13 protein-coding genes are annotated in these 15,524 nt (G+C 60.8%); 8 read left to right on the top strand and 5 right to left on the bottom strand.

The window, feature by feature from the left end; all coding sequences use genetic code 11:
- Nucleotides 1-12 precede the first annotated feature (12 nt).
- Entirely contained in the window at nucleotides 13-2,670 is a 2,658-nt protein-coding gene (gene pepN, locus HX869_RS24025) for an aminopeptidase N (RefSeq protein WP_177023399.1), read from the top strand.
- A 121-nt stretch (nucleotides 2,671-2,791) separates the two neighbouring features.
- Here pepN and HX869_RS24020 read toward each other — a convergent pair whose 3' ends face one another.
- The gene (locus HX869_RS24020; RefSeq protein ID WP_178903752.1) at nucleotides 2,792-3,847 is read right to left on the bottom strand and encodes an aldo/keto reductase; all 1,056 of its coding nucleotides are present in this window, start codon (nucleotides 3,845-3,847) and stop codon (nucleotides 2,792-2,794) included.
- A gap of 182 nt (nucleotides 3,848-4,029) precedes the next feature.
- On the opposite strand from HX869_RS24020, the gene HX869_RS24015 reads away from it, so the two are divergent.
- The 4 genes from HX869_RS24015 (at nucleotide 4,030) to HX869_RS24000 (ending at nucleotide 6,879) form a co-directional block, all read left to right on the top strand.
- On the top strand, nucleotides 4,030-4,746 hold the full coding sequence (locus tag HX869_RS24015) for a YafY family protein (RefSeq protein ID WP_177046601.1): 717 nt from the start codon (nucleotides 4,030-4,032) through the stop codon (nucleotides 4,744-4,746).
- Between the two features lie 52 nt (nucleotides 4,747-4,798).
- Nucleotides 4,799-5,140 carry a nuclear transport factor 2 family protein gene (locus HX869_RS24010; RefSeq protein WP_008432007.1) on the top strand — a complete coding sequence of 114 codons (342 nt, stop codon included), beginning with the start codon at nucleotides 4,799-4,801 and terminating at the stop codon, nucleotides 5,138-5,140.
- Nucleotides 5,141-5,162: 22 nt separating this feature from the next.
- On the top strand, nucleotides 5,163-6,296 hold the full coding sequence (gene zapE / locus HX869_RS24005) for a cell division protein ZapE (protein WP_178903751.1): 1,134 nt from the start codon (nucleotides 5,163-5,165) through the stop codon (nucleotides 6,294-6,296).
- A 91-nt stretch (nucleotides 6,297-6,387) separates the two neighbouring features.
- The gene (locus HX869_RS24000) at nucleotides 6,388-6,879 is read left to right on the top strand and encodes a GNAT family N-acetyltransferase (RefSeq protein WP_177051012.1); all 492 of its coding nucleotides are present in this window, start codon (nucleotides 6,388-6,390) and stop codon (nucleotides 6,877-6,879) included.
- A 98-nt stretch (nucleotides 6,880-6,977) separates the two neighbouring features.
- Here the strand turns inward: HX869_RS24000 and HX869_RS23995 are convergent, their stop codons facing one another.
- The 4 genes from HX869_RS23995 to HX869_RS23980 all read right to left on the bottom strand — a co-directional run bounded on the left by HX869_RS23995 (nucleotide 6,978) and on the right by HX869_RS23980 (nucleotide 11,819).
- On the bottom strand, nucleotides 6,978-7,193 hold the full coding sequence (locus HX869_RS23995) for a hypothetical protein (RefSeq protein ID WP_087694368.1): 216 nt from the start codon (nucleotides 7,191-7,193) through the stop codon (nucleotides 6,978-6,980).
- A gap of 150 nt (nucleotides 7,194-7,343) precedes the next feature.
- The gene (locus tag HX869_RS23990) at nucleotides 7,344-9,593 is read right to left on the bottom strand and encodes a TonB-dependent siderophore receptor (protein ID WP_178903750.1); all 2,250 of its coding nucleotides are present in this window, start codon (nucleotides 9,591-9,593) and stop codon (nucleotides 7,344-7,346) included.
- 155 nt (nucleotides 9,594-9,748) lie between these two features.
- Nucleotides 9,749-11,488, bottom strand: a complete 1,740-nt coding sequence (locus tag HX869_RS23985; RefSeq protein ID WP_087694370.1) for a phosphoethanolamine transferase CptA — start codon at nucleotides 11,486-11,488, stop codon at nucleotides 9,749-9,751.
- 154 nt (nucleotides 11,489-11,642) lie between these two features.
- Nucleotides 11,643-11,819, bottom strand: a complete 177-nt coding sequence (locus tag HX869_RS23980; protein WP_177080526.1) for a DUF6026 family protein — start codon at nucleotides 11,817-11,819, stop codon at nucleotides 11,643-11,645.
- 244 nt (nucleotides 11,820-12,063) lie between these two features.
- On the opposite strand from HX869_RS23980, the gene gnd reads away from it, so the two are divergent.
- From gnd to HX869_RS23965, 3 genes are read left to right on the top strand one after another with little or no spacing between them, the layout of a single operon-like run.
- Complete coding sequence (gene gnd / locus HX869_RS23975) at nucleotides 12,064-13,071, top strand: phosphogluconate dehydrogenase (NAD(+)-dependent, decarboxylating) (RefSeq protein ID WP_372865639.1); 1,008 nt, start codon at nucleotides 12,064-12,066, stop codon at nucleotides 13,069-13,071.
- Complete coding sequence (zwf, locus tag HX869_RS23970) at nucleotides 13,068-14,591, top strand: glucose-6-phosphate dehydrogenase (RefSeq protein ID WP_003217928.1); 1,524 nt, start codon at nucleotides 13,068-13,070, stop codon at nucleotides 14,589-14,591. The genes gnd and zwf overlap by 4 nt, the downstream gene beginning before the upstream one ends.
- Nucleotides 14,588-15,412, top strand: a complete 825-nt coding sequence (locus HX869_RS23965) for an HAD family hydrolase (RefSeq protein ID WP_003217930.1) — start codon at nucleotides 14,588-14,590, stop codon at nucleotides 15,410-15,412. The genes zwf and HX869_RS23965 overlap by 4 nt, the downstream gene beginning before the upstream one ends.
- The last annotated feature ends 112 nt before the right edge of the window (nucleotides 15,413-15,524 follow it).

Here is a 15,524-nt window from a genome sequence, read left to right as displayed (position 1 = left end):
AGGACGACAGACATGCGCACCGAACAGCCGAAGATGATTTACCTGAAGGACTATCAGGCGCCGGATTACCTGATCGACGAGACGCACCTGACCTTCGAGTTGTTCGAGGACCATAGCCTGGTCCACGCGCAGCTGGTGATGCGCCGCAACCCCGAGCGCGGCGCCGGCCTGCCGCCGCTGGTGCTGGATGGACAGCAGCTGGAGCTGCTGTCGGTGAACCTGGCCGACCAGGAACTGACCGACGCCGACTACCAGTTGAGCGACAGCCACCTGACCGTGCACCCCACCAGCGCGACCTTCACCCTCGACACCACGGTGAAGATCCACCCGGAAACCAACACCGCCCTGGAAGGCCTGTACAAATCCGGCGGCATGTTCTGCACCCAGTGCGAGGCCGAAGGTTTCCGCAAGATCACTTATTACCTCGACCGCCCGGACGTGATGAGCGTGTTCACCACCACGGTGATCGCCGAGCAGCACAGCTATCCGGTATTGCTGTCCAATGGCAACCCGATTGCTTCCGGCCCTGGCGAAGATGGCCGGCACTGGGCGACCTGGGAAGACCCGTTCAAGAAACCGGCGTACCTGTTTGCACTGGTGGCCGGTGATTTGTGGTGTGTCGAAGACACCTTCACCACCATGACCGAGCGCACCGTGGCGCTGCGTATCTATGTCGAGCCGGAAAACATCGACAAGTGCCAGCACGCCATGAACAGCCTGAAGAAATCCATGCGCTGGGACGAAGAAGTCTATGGCCGTGAGTACGACCTCGACATCTTCATGATCGTCGCGGTCAACGACTTCAACATGGGCGCCATGGAAAACAAGGGCCTCAACATCTTTAACTCCAGCGCCGTGCTGGCCCGTGCCGAAACCGCCACCGACGCCGCGCACCAACGGGTCGAGGCGATTGTTGCCCACGAATACTTCCACAACTGGTCGGGCAACCGCGTGACCTGCCGCGACTGGTTCCAGCTGTCGCTGAAGGAAGGCTTCACGGTGTTCCGTGATTCGCAGTTCTCTGCCGACATGAATTCGGCCACCGTCAAGCGCATCCAGGACGTGGCTTATCTGCGCACTCACCAGTTCGCCGAAGATGCCGGCCCCATGGCCCACGCCGTGCGTCCGGACGGCTTTATCGAGATCTCCAACTTCTACACCCTGACCGTGTACGAAAAGGGCTCGGAAGTCGTCCGTATGATCCAAACCTTGCTCGGCGCCGAAGGGTTCCGCAAAGGCAGCGACCTGTACTTCGAACGCCACGACGGCCAGGCTGTGACCTGCGATGACTTCATCAAGGCCATGGAAGACGCCAACGGCGCTGACCTGACCCAGTTCAAGCGCTGGTACAGCCAGGCCGGTACGCCACGCCTGGCGGTGAGCGAGTCCTACGACGCGGTGGCTAAAACCTACAGCCTGACCTTCCGTCAAAGCTGCCCGGAAACCCCGGACAAGGTGGAAAAACTGCCGTTCGTGATTCCGGTTGAGCTGGGCCTGCTGGACGGGAAGGGCGCGGGCATCGCCTTGCGCCTGGCCGGTGAAACCGCTGCCGGCGCCACGTCCCGCGTGATCTCGGTGACCGAAGCCGAACAGACCTTCACCTTTGTCGACATCGCCGAGCACCCGCTGCCGTCGCTGCTGCGTGGCTTCTCGGCGCCGGTGAAGCTGAGCTTCCCGTATAACCGCGACCAACTGATGTTCCTGATGCAGCACGACAGCGATGGCTTCAATCGCTGGGACGCCGGCCAGCAGCTGTCGGTGCAGGTGTTGCAGGAGCTGATCGCCCAACATCAGCAGGGCAAGGCGCTGGTGCTGGATCAACGCCTGATCACTGCACTGCGCAGCGTATTGAGCGACGAAAGCCTGGACCAGGCGATGGTCGCCGAGATGCTCTCGCTGCCGAGCGAAGCCTACCTGACCGAAATCAGCGAAGTGGCGGATGTCGACGCCATCCACGCGGCCCGCGAGTTTGCTCGCAAGCAGTTGGCCGACAACCTGTTCGAAGGCCTGTGGCTGCGTTACCAGGCCAATCGCGACCTGTCGAAGAAAACCCCGTATGTGGCCGAGGCGGAACACTTTGCCCGTCGCGCCTTGCAGAACATTGCGCTGTCGTACCTGATGCTCAGCGGCAAGCCGGAAGTGCTGGCGGCGACCCTTGAACAGTTCGACGCGTGCGACAACATGACCGAGCGCCTGACGGCCCTGGCGGTGCTGGTCAACTCGCCGTTCGAAGAAGAGAAAGCCAAGGCGCTGGCGGTGTTTGCCGAGAACTTCAAGGACAACCCGCTGGTCATGGACCAGTGGTTCAGCGTGCAGGCGGGCAATGGTTTGCCGGGCGCGCTGGAGCGGGTCAAGACGTTGATGCAGCACCCTGCGTTCAACATCAAGAACCCGAACAAGGTGCGGGCACTGGTGGGCGCGTTTGCCGGGCAGAACCTGATCAACTTCCACGCGGCGGATGGTTCGGGTTATCGGTTCCTGGCGGACCTGGTGATCCAGTTGAATGGCTTCAACCCCCAGATTGCTTCGCGGCAATTGGCGCCGTTGACCCGCTGGCGCAAGTACGACAGCGTGCGGCAGGCGCTGATGAAAGGCGAGCTGGAGCGGATTCGCGCTTCGGGCGAGCTGTCCAGCGATGTGTTTGAAGTGGTGAGCAAAAGCCTCGCATAACTGAGGCTGAGTACTGCATCTGTGGCGAGGGAGCTTGCTCCCGCTGGAGTGCGCAGCGCTCCCAAGATTTTGGGGCCGCTACGCAGCCCAGCGGGAGCAAGCTCCCTCGCCACAACGGGTCTTAGATAACCGGCGGCCAGCGCAGGTCTTGTGCATCATCGTCCGTATAACGTGGGAAGCGCTCCGCGATCATCTCGTGGGGCACGCCCAGCGGTATCGCGCTGGCAGCATCCAGACGGTCCACTTGCTCAGCCGAGAGTTGCACACTCAACGCACCCAGGGTGCCGTCCAGCTGTTCGCGGGTACGCGGCCCCAGGATCGGAATCAGCGCGGTGGTAGAACGACGGGCCTTTTCCCGCAGCCAGGCGATGGCGATGTGAGTCGGCGTGGCGTCCAGTTCACCGGCAACCGCCAGCAGGGTGTCGAGCACTGCCGTTTCCCGTGCGCTTTTTTCAGCGTGGACCAAAATCCCCAGCTTGCTGGCGCGGGTATCGTCCTGGCTGTTGCGGTACTTCCCGGTCAGAAAACCACCCCCCAGCGGTGACCATAAAGTCGCGGCCAGGCCCAGGGCTTCGGCCATGGGCAGCAGCTCCCGGTCAGCGGTGCGTTCGGCCAGGCTGTATTCGGTCTGGATCGCTACCAGGGGTGCAAAGCCGCGCACTTCAGCGAGCAGGTCGGCGCGGGCAATGCGCCAGGCGGGGAAGTTGGACAGCCCCGCGTAGTGGATCTTGCCGGCACGCACCAGGTCATCAAAACCCCGCAGGATCTCTTCCATCGGCGTGACGTTGTCGCTGATATGCGCCCAGAACAGGTCGATGTGGTCGGTGTTCAAGCGTTTCAGGCTTCCTTCGACGGCGCGCACCATGTTCTTGCGGTTGTTGCCAAGCTTGAGGGTGCCTTCGTCTTGAGGCTGGGTGCGCAGGGTGTATTTGCTGGCGATCACCAAGCGGTCGCGTTCCGAGGCAATGAACTCGCCGAGCAGTACTTCCGATTGGCCGAACTGGTAGCCGTTGGCGGTATCGAGGAAGTTTCCGCCGGCCTCCAGATAGCCGTCGTAGATTCGCTTGGACTCGTCGCGCTCGGCGCCGTGGCCCCAGCCTGTGCCGAAATTGGCGGTACCCAGGGCCAGCTCTGAAACCCGCAGGCCGCTGCGACGGCCAAAGACTTTATTGCGCATACCGAAACTCCTGACGCTGTGGTTGGTTTAAATGTTTCGCAACATCTATTAAATATGATGCTAGTCATATATTTCGTCAAGGGGCTTTTTTGGCGGCTGAAGGGAAGGGGGCCTGCTCCTGACACTTTCTGACGGAGGCCTCTGCTAAGCTGCACCACCTTTCTTTTTCGAGCATGATCAACGTGTCGCGTACCAGTCGTTTGTTGACCTTGTTGCAAGTCCTGCGGGGCAAAAAGCGCCCGGTGACGGCCGCCGTGCTGGCGGCAGAACTGGAGATTTCCGAGCGCACGCTGTACCGCGATATCGCCGAACTGACCGCGTTGGGCGCACCGATCTACGGCGAGGCGGGCGTGGGCTATGTGCTGCGTGCGGGCCTGTTCCTGCCGCCGCTGATGCTCAATGCCGACGAGACCGAAGCCATCGTGCTGGGCTTGCGGTATGTCGACCAGCGCGGTGATGACGTACTGAGCCAGGCGGCGGCCAATGCGCTTGCAAAGATCGCCGACGTGCTTGACCCGGCTGCCCAGGAAGCCTTGCGCAATCCGACGGTGCTGCCGGGCCCGCCAGGCTTCGGCTACCCGGAAAACCGCGTGCCGTTGAATGTGTTCCGCGAGGCCATTCGCGGCCAGGCCAAGCTGCACATCGACTACGCCGATGCCAGCCAGACTGCCAGCCAGCGCCTGATCTGGCCCCTGGCCCTGGGCTTTCTCAACGAAGTGCGGGTGATCGTCGCGTGGTGTGAATTGCGTGGGTCCTATCGCACCTTCCGCACCGACCGAGTGGCCGCCGCGCGCCTGCAAGGTGAACGGTATCCGGGGCGCCGCAGCGATTGGTTGCGGGGCTGGCGCAAGCTGATGGAACAGAACGAATCCGGGCCGTTCACTCCTGACAAGAACTGACACAACGCTGCTTTAGGATGGCTTCATAAATCACTAAAAAGGAGCTGTCACCATGTCCCAACCCACCCCTGAACTGGCCCCGGCTATTGCAACCTACATTGCCGCGGCGAATGCCGGCGACACCTCGCTGGTGGCCGACTGTTTCGCCGAAGATGCCAACGTGTTCGACGAAGGCGAGCACCGGGTCGGTACAGCCGCCATCGCCCGCTGGATGGAAGACACCGGGCGTCGTTACCAGCCCAGGGTCCAGGTGCTGAATGTGCAGCACCGCACGGGCAAGGTGCTGGTCAGCAACCTGATCACCGGCAGCTTTCCCGGCAGCCCGCTGGAGCTACGCTATACCTTCCGCCTCAATGAACACGGCAAGATTGCCCGATTGGATATTTCCCTGTAGCCGTCATGGCATACTGCCGGGCATGACTTTCGACTCGCCACTTGCCGCCTATCAGCACGCCATCACCGAACAGGGTTTTGTCCCCGACGACGCCCAGCGTGAAGCGGTGCAAGCGTTGCAGGACTGCCATCAGGCCTTGCACCACGGCCATGGGCCCATCACCGGGGTGTACCTGTGGGGCCCGGTCGGCCGGGGCAAGACCTGGCTGATGGACCAGTTCTACCAAAGCCTGGGAGTGCCAGCGCGGCGCCAGCATTTTCATCACTTCATGGGCTGGGTGCACCAACGTTCATTCCAGCTAACGGGCACCCACGATCCCTTGCAGGCCCTGGCCCGCGAACTGAGCCGGGAAGTGCGGGTGCTGTGTTTCGATGAGTTGTTTGTCAACGACATTGGTGACGCCATCATCCTCGGCCGGCTGTTCCAGGTGATGTTCGAGGAAGGCGTGGTGATGGTCTGCACGTCCAACCAGCCACCGGACCAGCTGTACGCCGACGGTTTCAACCGGGATCGTTTCCTGCCGGGAATCGAGGCGATCAAACAGCATATGCGGGTGGTGGCAGTCGATGGCGGGGAGGATCATCGGCTGCACCCGGGCACCGCACTGCAGCGTTACTGGGTCGACCAGCCCGACGCGTTGGCCGAGGTGTTTCGCCAGTTGAGCGCCGGACAGGCAGTGAGCAGCGACCCGGTTGCTGTCGGCTACCGCTGCATCGTGGCAGTGCAGTCCAGTGAAACCGTGCTGTGGTGTCGCTACGCCGACCTGTGTGAACAGCCGTTGGCGGCGATGGATTTCATGCTGCTGTGTGATCGGTTCAAGGCCATTTTGCTCGGCGAGGTGCCCAACCTCAGCGCGCAAAAGCGCCCGGGACGAATCGCCCGTGGCACCGAAGACGCTGCCGAACGGGTGGACGCCGGGGACCGGGAACTGCCGGAACTGTCGGTGCATGACGACAGCGTCCGGCGTTTCATCGCGTTGGTGGACGAGTGCTACGACCGCAAGGTGCCGCTGTACATCGAGGCCCGGGTGCCGCTGGAAAGCCTCTACACCGAGGGTTACCTGGAGTTTCCATTCCGCCGCACCCTGAGCCGCCTGCAGGAGATGCAACTGGCACGGTTTGGCGAGCCTGGCGCGCTTTCACGCGGGCAAATGTAGTTAATCTCCTTCATCTAATGCCTGCACCACGCTTACAATCGAGCCCTTTTATGGGGACCGAGTCCCTGTCGCACCGTTAACGAGGAAGGAAATGGACAGCGCAGACATCCTGGTGCTGCAAGCCAGCTACACCAATCCGGTACACGCCGAGGCCATTGGCCTGGTGCTCAATCATTACGCCGAAGACCCCATGGGCGGTGGCCACAGCCTGCCGGCCGACCGCTTGCAGCAACTGCCGGCAGAGCTGGCCAAGCGTACCCACGCGTTCAGTGTGCTGGCCTTTGTCGGCGGTACGCCGGCCGGCCTGGTGAACTGCTTTGAAGGGTTTTCCACCTTTGCCTGCCGCCCGCTGGTCAACGTGCACGACGTGGTGGTGATGGATCAATTCCGTGGCCTGGGGCTGAGTCAGAAGATGCTGCAAAAGGTCGAGGAAATTGCTCGCCAGCGCGGTTGCTGCAAGATCACCCTCGAGGTGCTTGAAGGCAACGCTGTGGCGCAGTCGGCGTATCGAAAGTTTGGGTTTGATGATTCGGTATTTGATCCGCAACATGGCCGGATGTTGTTCTGGAGCAAACCGCTTTAATTAATGTTTATTTAATTAAAGGAAAAAAAAGGCGCCAGAAAGTGGCGCCAAATTGACCTTGGCTATCAGAGCGGAATAGCACAGGTACTGCGGGTAAATCAGCTGTTCGGTGTGTTGGTAGTTTGGTCGGCCGTTGCCGGCTTTTCGGTCTTGCCGTCAGCCATTGCGGTTTGCTGGGCAGCACCGTGAGTCTGTTGCTGAACGAAGGTGAAGTTGTTGTAGAACTCCTTCGAGCGCTCTGATCCGCCTTCTGCAAAGGCGGCTACGGAAGTCATGGTCATCAGGCCGGCAAGGATAACAGTCGAAAATTTCATGGCAGTGTCTCAGTAAGTGTGTTGGGTCCGCGCGTTGTCATCAGCGGCGGGATGGGGAGACTGTGGGCCAATGATATTAAGTAAGGGTTAACCTCGCGCTGACCGAAAGTTAACGATTTCGTTAACTTCCAATCTTTAGCCGCGATGAATTCAGAGCTTCCAGTCCAGTGCAACGCTGATAGAGCGCGGGTCTCCCCAATACACGCCGTTATAGAAGCCGACGCGCTCGTAATATTTTTTATCAAATAGGTTGTTGATATTAAGTGACGCCGACAAGTGGTCATCGAACTCATAGCGCGACATCAGGTTGACCACGGTATAGGCCTGCTGGGTAATCCGGGTGCGCTCCCTGATCAAGGCTCCATTGGTGTCCCGGCCAACCGGGCGATAGGCGAAGTCGTAGAAGTCGCTTTGCCAATTCACCGCGCCGCCGACCGTCAGCGCGTGCCATTCGCCGGGCAGGCGGTAGGCCGTGGACACGCGCAACAGGTTCAGCGGCAGGTGGGTGTTGTTGCGCTGCTTGTCACCGTTCAGGGAGTGGGTGTAGGTGTATCCGGCGGTCAGGTTCCAGTCGGGGCGCACCTCTCCGGACACCTCTACCTCGAAACCCTGAACCTTGTTGCCTTTGCCGCCGGATGTGAAGAACTGCTCACCGGTCTCCGGATCCGGTGGGGTCAAACTGTCCAGTTCCGCGACGTTGTCCTGTTTGCTCCAGAAGTACGCGGCCGCCAGGTTCAGGCGCTCTTCCAGCAGGCTGCCCTTGATGCCCACTTCATAGTTGCTGCCTACCACCGGCTCCAGGTATTGCTTGCCGGCGTTGCGTTCTTCCTGCGGGTTGAAGATGTCGGTGTAGCTGGCGTAGACGGTGTACTCCGGGGTCAGGTCGTAGAGCAGGCCGGCGTAGGGTGTCCACATGTCGTTGTGGGTCTGGCTGGATTTTGACGTACCGAGGAACTGGTCAGTGTCCCTGTTGTAGTTGTAGGTGGTGCTCTCGATCTCCCAGCTGCCGTAGCGGCTGCCCAATACCGCATGCAGGCGATCGGTCAGGCTCAGGCGGGTGGCCAGGTAGCCGGCCTTTTGCCGGGTGCTGCCTTGTTCGCCCTTGAGGCCGGTGTTGGTGTCGGGGAATTTGCCGATCCCGCCCATGTGTTTCCAATCGTCGATGCTGGTGTAGTCCTTCGGCACCGTGCCGCTGCGCAGGTGTGGCGAAGCGTCACGCTGCTCGGACTCGCCGTAACCCACCATCAATTCGTGCTCACGACCCAGCAGGGCATAGGACCCGGACAGGTTCAAGTCGACCACGTCCATTTTCGAGGTGCCGAGCATGTGGCTGGTCCAGGCGGTCATGCCGCTGCGGTCGGCATTCGGGAAGCCTGAGCCGCCGTAATAGACCTTGCCGTCGGTGTCGCTTTCACGGTGGGTATAGGCGGCCTTCAGGTGCCAGTCACCCGCCAGGCGGTGGTCGAGGGTAGCGAAGGTGGTTTCATCTTTCAGCGGCCAGGAACTCCAGTGGGCCGCGATGTTGGCGGAGCGGGGCAGCCTGGCTTTGCTGCCGTCGCTGTTCCAGTAGGGCAAGGTGCCCCACGCGGTGCCCTGCACATGCTTGTTCTGGTAATCGAAGCCCACCGCCAGCACCGTGTCGTCGGTCAGGTCGCCTTCAAGGATGCCGTAGCCGACTTCCCGTTGCAGCGCGTAGTTGTCGCGGTAGGACTGGGTGTCACGGTAGGCGAGCACCGTGCGGCCGCGCAGGCGCCCATCAAACGCCAGGGGGCCGCCAACGTCCAGGTAGCTGTAGTAATTGTCGTGGGAGCCGCCACTGACGCCTGTCTTGGCCTGCCACTGTGCGGTCGGACGTTTGCGCACCATATTGACCGTGGCCGAGGGGTCGCCGGCGCCGGTGGTCAGGCCGGTGGCGCCGCGGACCACTTCGACCCGGTCGTAGATGATGGTGTCGGCATCGGACTTCATGCGGCCGAAGGTGTTGAGCATGCCGTCAATCTGGAAGTTGGTGATGCCGTAGCCGCGCGAGGAATAGCCGACCCGGTCGGAGTCCAGGTGCTGCACCACCACGCCGGTGGTCTGGCGCATCACTTCGGTCAGGGTGTTGAGGTTGAAGTCGTCCATCTGCTGGCGGGTGATCACCGAGACCGATTGCGGGGTTTCCTTGATGGACAGGTTCAGCCGGGTGGCGGTGCCCATTGAGCCTGTGGTGTAGGCACCGGTGTGTTCGGTGTTGGCGCCAAGGCCTTCGGCGGTGATGCTGGTGCTGCCCAGTTCCAGGGCTTTGGCCGGCGCTTGGGAGTCCTGGTCGGGGTCGTTTTCGGCCAGCAGGTCCGGGCTCAGCACCACGCTGAAGAGGCCCAGGGTCAAGGTCATGGAACGGGTAATAGGCGCGAACATCGCGGCGAACTCCTTGTCGTCTATGAAAAATGCCATTGGCTCAAAGACGAAAGGAGGCGGGGAACTTTAGCGCTAAACGAGAATAATTATTATCTTAACGTTGCCGCCAAATCGGGTTTCACCGCTTTGCGCGGATGAAACCCGGGCGATTCAAGCTACTTGACGACCACGTTGACGGCGTCTGGCTTGGGCTTGATCAGGCTGAAATCAATCAGCGGTTTTTGCTGGCGTGCATACGGGTCGCCAATCATCCGTGGCCGAGGCTTGAAGCTGTCACTGACCAGGCTCTTGCTGTGGTCCAGTTCGTCGAAGCTCAACCCGGCCATGTCGGCCCAGGTATGGATCAGCTGCGAGCTGGTGTAAGGGCGCTGCAAGTCACCGGCAAAACTCCAGTCATGGCTTTCACGCCACTTGGGTGATGCGTAGGCCATGAACGGAATGGTGTACATCGGTGCTGTCGGTTTGCCTTCGTTACGGCCCAGGGTGTTGTGGCCGGCCGAATCGAACACGTCTTCGCCGTGGTCGGAAAGGTACAGCAGGAAACCGTTCGGATCGGTCTTGGCGTAGTCCTTGATCAGGCTCGACACCACGAAATCGTTGTACAGCACCGCATTGTCGTAGCTGTTGTAGGTCGGCAACTGTGCGTCGCTGACCCCCTCAGGCACACCCTGGCGGTCGGTGAACTTGTCGAAGGTCGGCGGGTAGCGGTACTGGTAGCTCATGTGGGTACCCAGCAGGTGCACCACGATGAATTTGCGTTCGGCGGTGTCGGACATGGCCTTGGCAAACGGCTCCAGCACGTCGCCGTCATACTGGCGCGCATTCTGGTTGCGGTTGTTGTTCAGGTACACCTGCTCGTCGGCCTGTTCGGAGAAGGTCGTGAGCATGGTGTTGCGCTTGGTCATGGTCTGCTGGTTGGTGATCCAGAAGGTCTTGTAGCCGGCCTGCTTCATCACGCTGACGATGGACGGGGTCTTGAGGTACAGGTCCGGGTTTTCTTCGTCAGCGAAGGTCAGCACCTGTTGCAGCGCCTCGATGGTGTACGGGCGCGGGGTAATGACGTTGTCGAACACCGCCAGTTGGTCCCGCAGCTTGTCCAGTTCCGGCGTGGTGTTGCGCGGGTAGCCATACAGGCTCATGCGCTGGCGGTTGGTGGACTCGCCGATCACCAGCACCAGGGTCGACGGCTGGCCGGCCATGCTGTCCTTGAGGTTGGTCAGGGGCGGGATCTTGCTGGCGCTGGTCAGCATGCCTTGCATGTTATCCAGTTGTTCGGTGTAGCGGCGGTAGGCGACGATCATCTGCCATGGCACTGCCGGCTCGATACGGGTTTCGAAGCGGTCGATGGCCAGTTCCATGGTCTCGCTCTTGGCGATCTGCTTGACCAGCGGGTAGCCGACGATGGCAATCACGATTGCGGCAGCCGCCAGCATGGCCTGGCCACGTGGCAGGTAAACCGGGCGTACGCGGGTCCACAGGAAAACGGCCATGGCGGTGTGGGCAATGAACGCCAGCACGATCCACCAGGCAAAGTATTGGGTGGCGTATTCGCCGGCTTCAGAGATGTTCGACTCGAACATGATGAAGATGACGCTTTGAGAGAATTCCTGCTGGTAGATGAAGAAATAACCCAGGCTGGCCATGGAACAGGCCCACAGCACCACGCCAATCAGCCCCGCCACCAGGCGCGCGCGACGTGGGAACAACAGCATCGGCGCCAGCCACAGGGCGCTCATGAAGAATGCCTGGCGGAAACCACTGAAGCCGGAGGTGCCGGTCAGTTGGATCAGCAGTTGGGTAATGCCCGAGAAATACCAGAAGAACAGAAACATCCAGCCGAGGCCGGCCCAATCAAAACCTTTCGCAGACGTAGTGCTGCGTTTGAACATCGCCATCCAGCGCTCCAACCCGATAATTTCAGTGTCAACGCGCAGGGATGCACGCAAACAGAGGGCCTGCGCACGTAGCGCGGCCCTATTCGGCGGGAGTATCGGGAGGGGGATGTGAAAACTTCGTGAGTTATTCCTGAACGGTTCGTTCAGCCCACGTTCAGCAAAGTGCGGGCTGGGTGCCGGTCGGCTGATTGAGCTGGCCCTGCAGGTGCGAGCGCAAACGCATGACTTCCTGCTGCAGTTGGTCGCGCTCGTTTTTCAACTGGCGCAATTCATCGCGGCGAATGGTGACGTAGAGGGTCTGTGGCGGACGGGTCATGTGTGCAGTGCTCATTGCTTACCTCGCAAATAGCCGGTCTATCGCGGTGCCAGAGCGCTTGAATCGAGGCTCTCGGCAACAGTCGGGGCAATTCTGAATTCTTTTTTTAATGAAGGGAACTTTTTTATTTTTGATGGTCGTTGTGACTTTTAACCCACTGAAGGCGAAAGGATGGCCACTTTTTGTCATGAAACTATGCCAATCCGCTCTGGACTAACCCTCATTAGCCTCATTGCGCTATAAACTGTGACACACATTTATTCGTAGTAAGGAGCATCAGCACATGCAACTGGGGATTATTGGACTAGGCCGCATGGGTGGCAACATTGCGCGGCGCCTGATGCTCAATGGGCATACCACCGTGGTTTACGACCGCAATGAAGCATTCGTAAAAGGTCTGGCAGGCGAGGGCGCCACGGGCGTTGCTGACCTGGCAGGCCTGGTGGCCGGGCTGCAAAAGCCCCGGGCGATCTGGGTGATGCTGCCGGCAGGCGACCCGACCGAGAAAACCATTGAAGAACTGAGCCAACTGCTTGAAGACGGTGATGTGATCATCGACGGCGGCAACACCTTCTATAAGGATGACATCCGACGGGCCAAGGCCCTGTCGGAAAAAGGCCTGCACTATGTCGACGTCGGCACCTCCGGCGGCGTCTGGGGCCTGGAGCGCGGCTACTGCATGATGATCGGCGGCGACGCCGAGACCGTTAAGCTGCTGGACCCGATCTTCGAAAGCCTGGCACCGGGCCTGGGCACCATCCCGCGTACCAAGGACCGTTCCGCCGCAGCGGACAGCCGTGCCGAGCGCGGCTATATCCACGCAGGGCCTGCCGGTTCCGGGCACTTCGTCAAGATGATCCACAACGGCATCGAGTACGGGATGATGCAGGCCTTCGCCGAAGGTTTCGACATCCTCAAGACCAAGAATTCGGAGAACCTGCCGCAAGACCAGCGCTTCGACCTGAATGTTGCCGATATCGCCGAAGTCTGGCGCCGCGGCAGCGTGGTGTCGTCCTGGCTGCTGGACCTGACCGCCGACGCCCTGGCCACCGATCCGAAGCTCGACGGGTATTCCGGCTCGGTCGCCGACAGTGGCGAAGGCCGCTGGACCATCGAGGCCGCCATGGAACAATCGGTACCGGTTCCGGTGCTGTCGAACTCGCTGTTCGCGCGCTTCCGTTCCCGCCAGCAAAGTACCTACGGTGACAAAATGCTTTCTGCCATGCGCTTCGGCTTTGGCGGCCATGTGGAGACTCCCAAAAAATGACCGCCAACGGCAAGAAACCCAAGGCCGAACCCGCTCCGCCCACCACACTGTTTCTGTTTGGTGCCCACGGTGACCTGGTCAAGCGCCTGCTCATGCCGGCGCTGTACAACCTCAGCCGCGACGGGCTGCTGGGCGATGGCTTGCGCATTGTCGGCGTTGATCACAACGCCATCAGCGACGCCGATTTCGCCAAGAAGCTCGAGGACTTCATTCGCACCGAGGCTGCCAGCAAGGTCAAGGGCAATGCCGAGAACGCCCTGGACCCTGCATTGTGGGAACAGTTGGCCAAAGGCATCAGCTACGTCGAGGGTGATTTCCTCGACGACGGCACCTACGCCGATATCGGCAAGAAGATTGCCGACAGCGGTACTGGCAACGCGGTGTTTTACCTCGCCACTGCGCCGCGTTTCTTCGCCGAAGTGGTGCAGCGCCTCGGCGCGGCCGGCTTGCTGGAAGAAACCCCGGAGGCGTTCCGCCGGGTGGTGATCGAAAAGCCGTTCGGCTCCGACCTCGCCACTGCCGAAGCGCTGAACGCCTGCCTGCTCAAAGTGATGAGCGAAAAGCAGATCTACCGCATCGACCATTACCTGGGCAAGGAAACCGTCCAGAACATCCTCATCAGCCGTTTTTCCAATGTGCTGTTCGAGGCGTTCTGGAACAACCACTACATTGACCACGTACAAATCACCGCCGCCGAAACCGTCGGCGTGGAAACCCGTGGCAGTTTCTTCGAACACACCGGCACCCTGCGGGACATGGTGCCCAATCACCTGTTCCAGTTGCTGGCGATGGTCGCCATGGAACCGCCGGCTGCCTTTGGTGCCGACGCAGTGCGGGGCGAGAAGGCCAAGGTGATCGGGGCCATCCGGCCCTGGTCGCTGGAAGACGCACGGGCCAACTCGGTGCGTGGCCAGTACACCTCGGGTGAAGTCGGCGGCAAGCAGTTGCCGGGTTACCGCGAAGAGGCCAATGTTGCGCCCGACAGCAGCACCGAGACCTTCGTTGCCCTCAAGGTGTTGATCGACAACTGGCGTTGGGTGGGTGTGCCGTTTTACCTGCGCACCGGCAAGCGCATGAGCATCCGCGACACCGAGATCATCATCTGCTTCAAGCCGGCGCCTTACGCGCAGTTCCGTGATACCGAGGTCGATGAACTCAAGCCGACGTACCTGAAGATCCAGATCCAGCCGAATGAAGGCATGTGGTTCGACCTGCTGGCGAAAAAGCCCGGGCCGACCCTGGACATGGCCAACGTGGAACTGGGGTTTGCCTACAAGGACTTCTTCGAGATGCAGCCGTCGACAGGTTACGAAACCCTGATCTACGACTGCATGACCGGCGACCAGACCTTGTTCCAGCGCGCCGACAACATCGAGAACGGCTGGCGTGCGGTGCAGCCTTTTCTCGATGCGTGGAAGCAGGACGACGGCATCCAGGCCTACAAGGCGGGTGAGGACGGCCCGGCGGCGGCTGATGCGTTGCTGGCCCGCGATGGCCGTACCTGGCACAGCCTCGGATGAGTGACTTGCCGAGTCAACCCATCCGTTTTGTGTTGAGTGATATGGATGGCACGTTGCTGCATCCGGATCACAGCCTCAGCCAGCGCACCATTGATACGGTTCGCGCCTTGCGCGCGGCCGGGGTGTTTTTCAGCCTGGCCAGCGGGCGACCGCCCAAGGCCATGCGTCAGCAGGTCGAAGCGCTGGGCATCGATGTGCCGATTGCCGGCTTCAACGGCGGCACGCTGGTCAATCCCGACGGCAGTATTCTGGTGGCGCATCACTTGCCGGCAGAAGCGGCGCTGGTGGCGTTGGCCTTGTTTACGCCGCAGCCGGACGTTGAAGTCTGGCTGTTCGCCGACGGCGACTGGCTGCGTCGCGATCCCGGCGGACCGATGGCGGTTCGCGAGGAGCACGGCCTGGGCTATGGGGCGATCGTGGTGGAGAGCTTCGAGCCGTATCTGGATCGGGTCGACAAGATTGTTGCGGCCAGTACCAATACCCAGCTGCTGATGGAGCTTGAGGCGCAGTTGCAGCCCAGGGTCGAGGGATTGGCCCAGGTGTCGCGTTCGCAGCCGGTGTTCCTGGATGTCACCGCCATGAAGGCCAACAAGGGTGAAGCGTTGAGAACCCTTGCGGCGCACCTCGGTGTGCCACTGCAACAGACAGCCGCCATCGGTGATGGCGGCAATGACCCGGCGATGTTTCATGTGGCGGGGTTGTCGATTGCCATGGGCCAGGCAGAAGAGGTGGTCAAGCGCCAAGCCAGCGTCGTGACCGGCAGCAATGTCGATGACGGTGCGGCGGAAGCCATCGAGCGGTTTATTCTCTCGGCCTATTGATCGGTAACCACACTAATAAGTAGTCAGCTATGCAAAGTTGCAACTTGCATGGCTGACTGTCCACTTGAGTTAGTGCGGGTCAATATATTGCGCAGCCGGGCGGCACACTTTC

Origin of the sequence: Pseudomonas sp. P7779, from assembly GCF_013386315.1 — a bacterium.
GTDB lineage: Bacteria > Pseudomonadota > Gammaproteobacteria > Pseudomonadales > Pseudomonadaceae > Aquipseudomonas.
The sequence above is the reverse complement of the archived record's forward strand: the minus strand, read 5'-3'. Positions and strand labels throughout refer to the sequence as shown.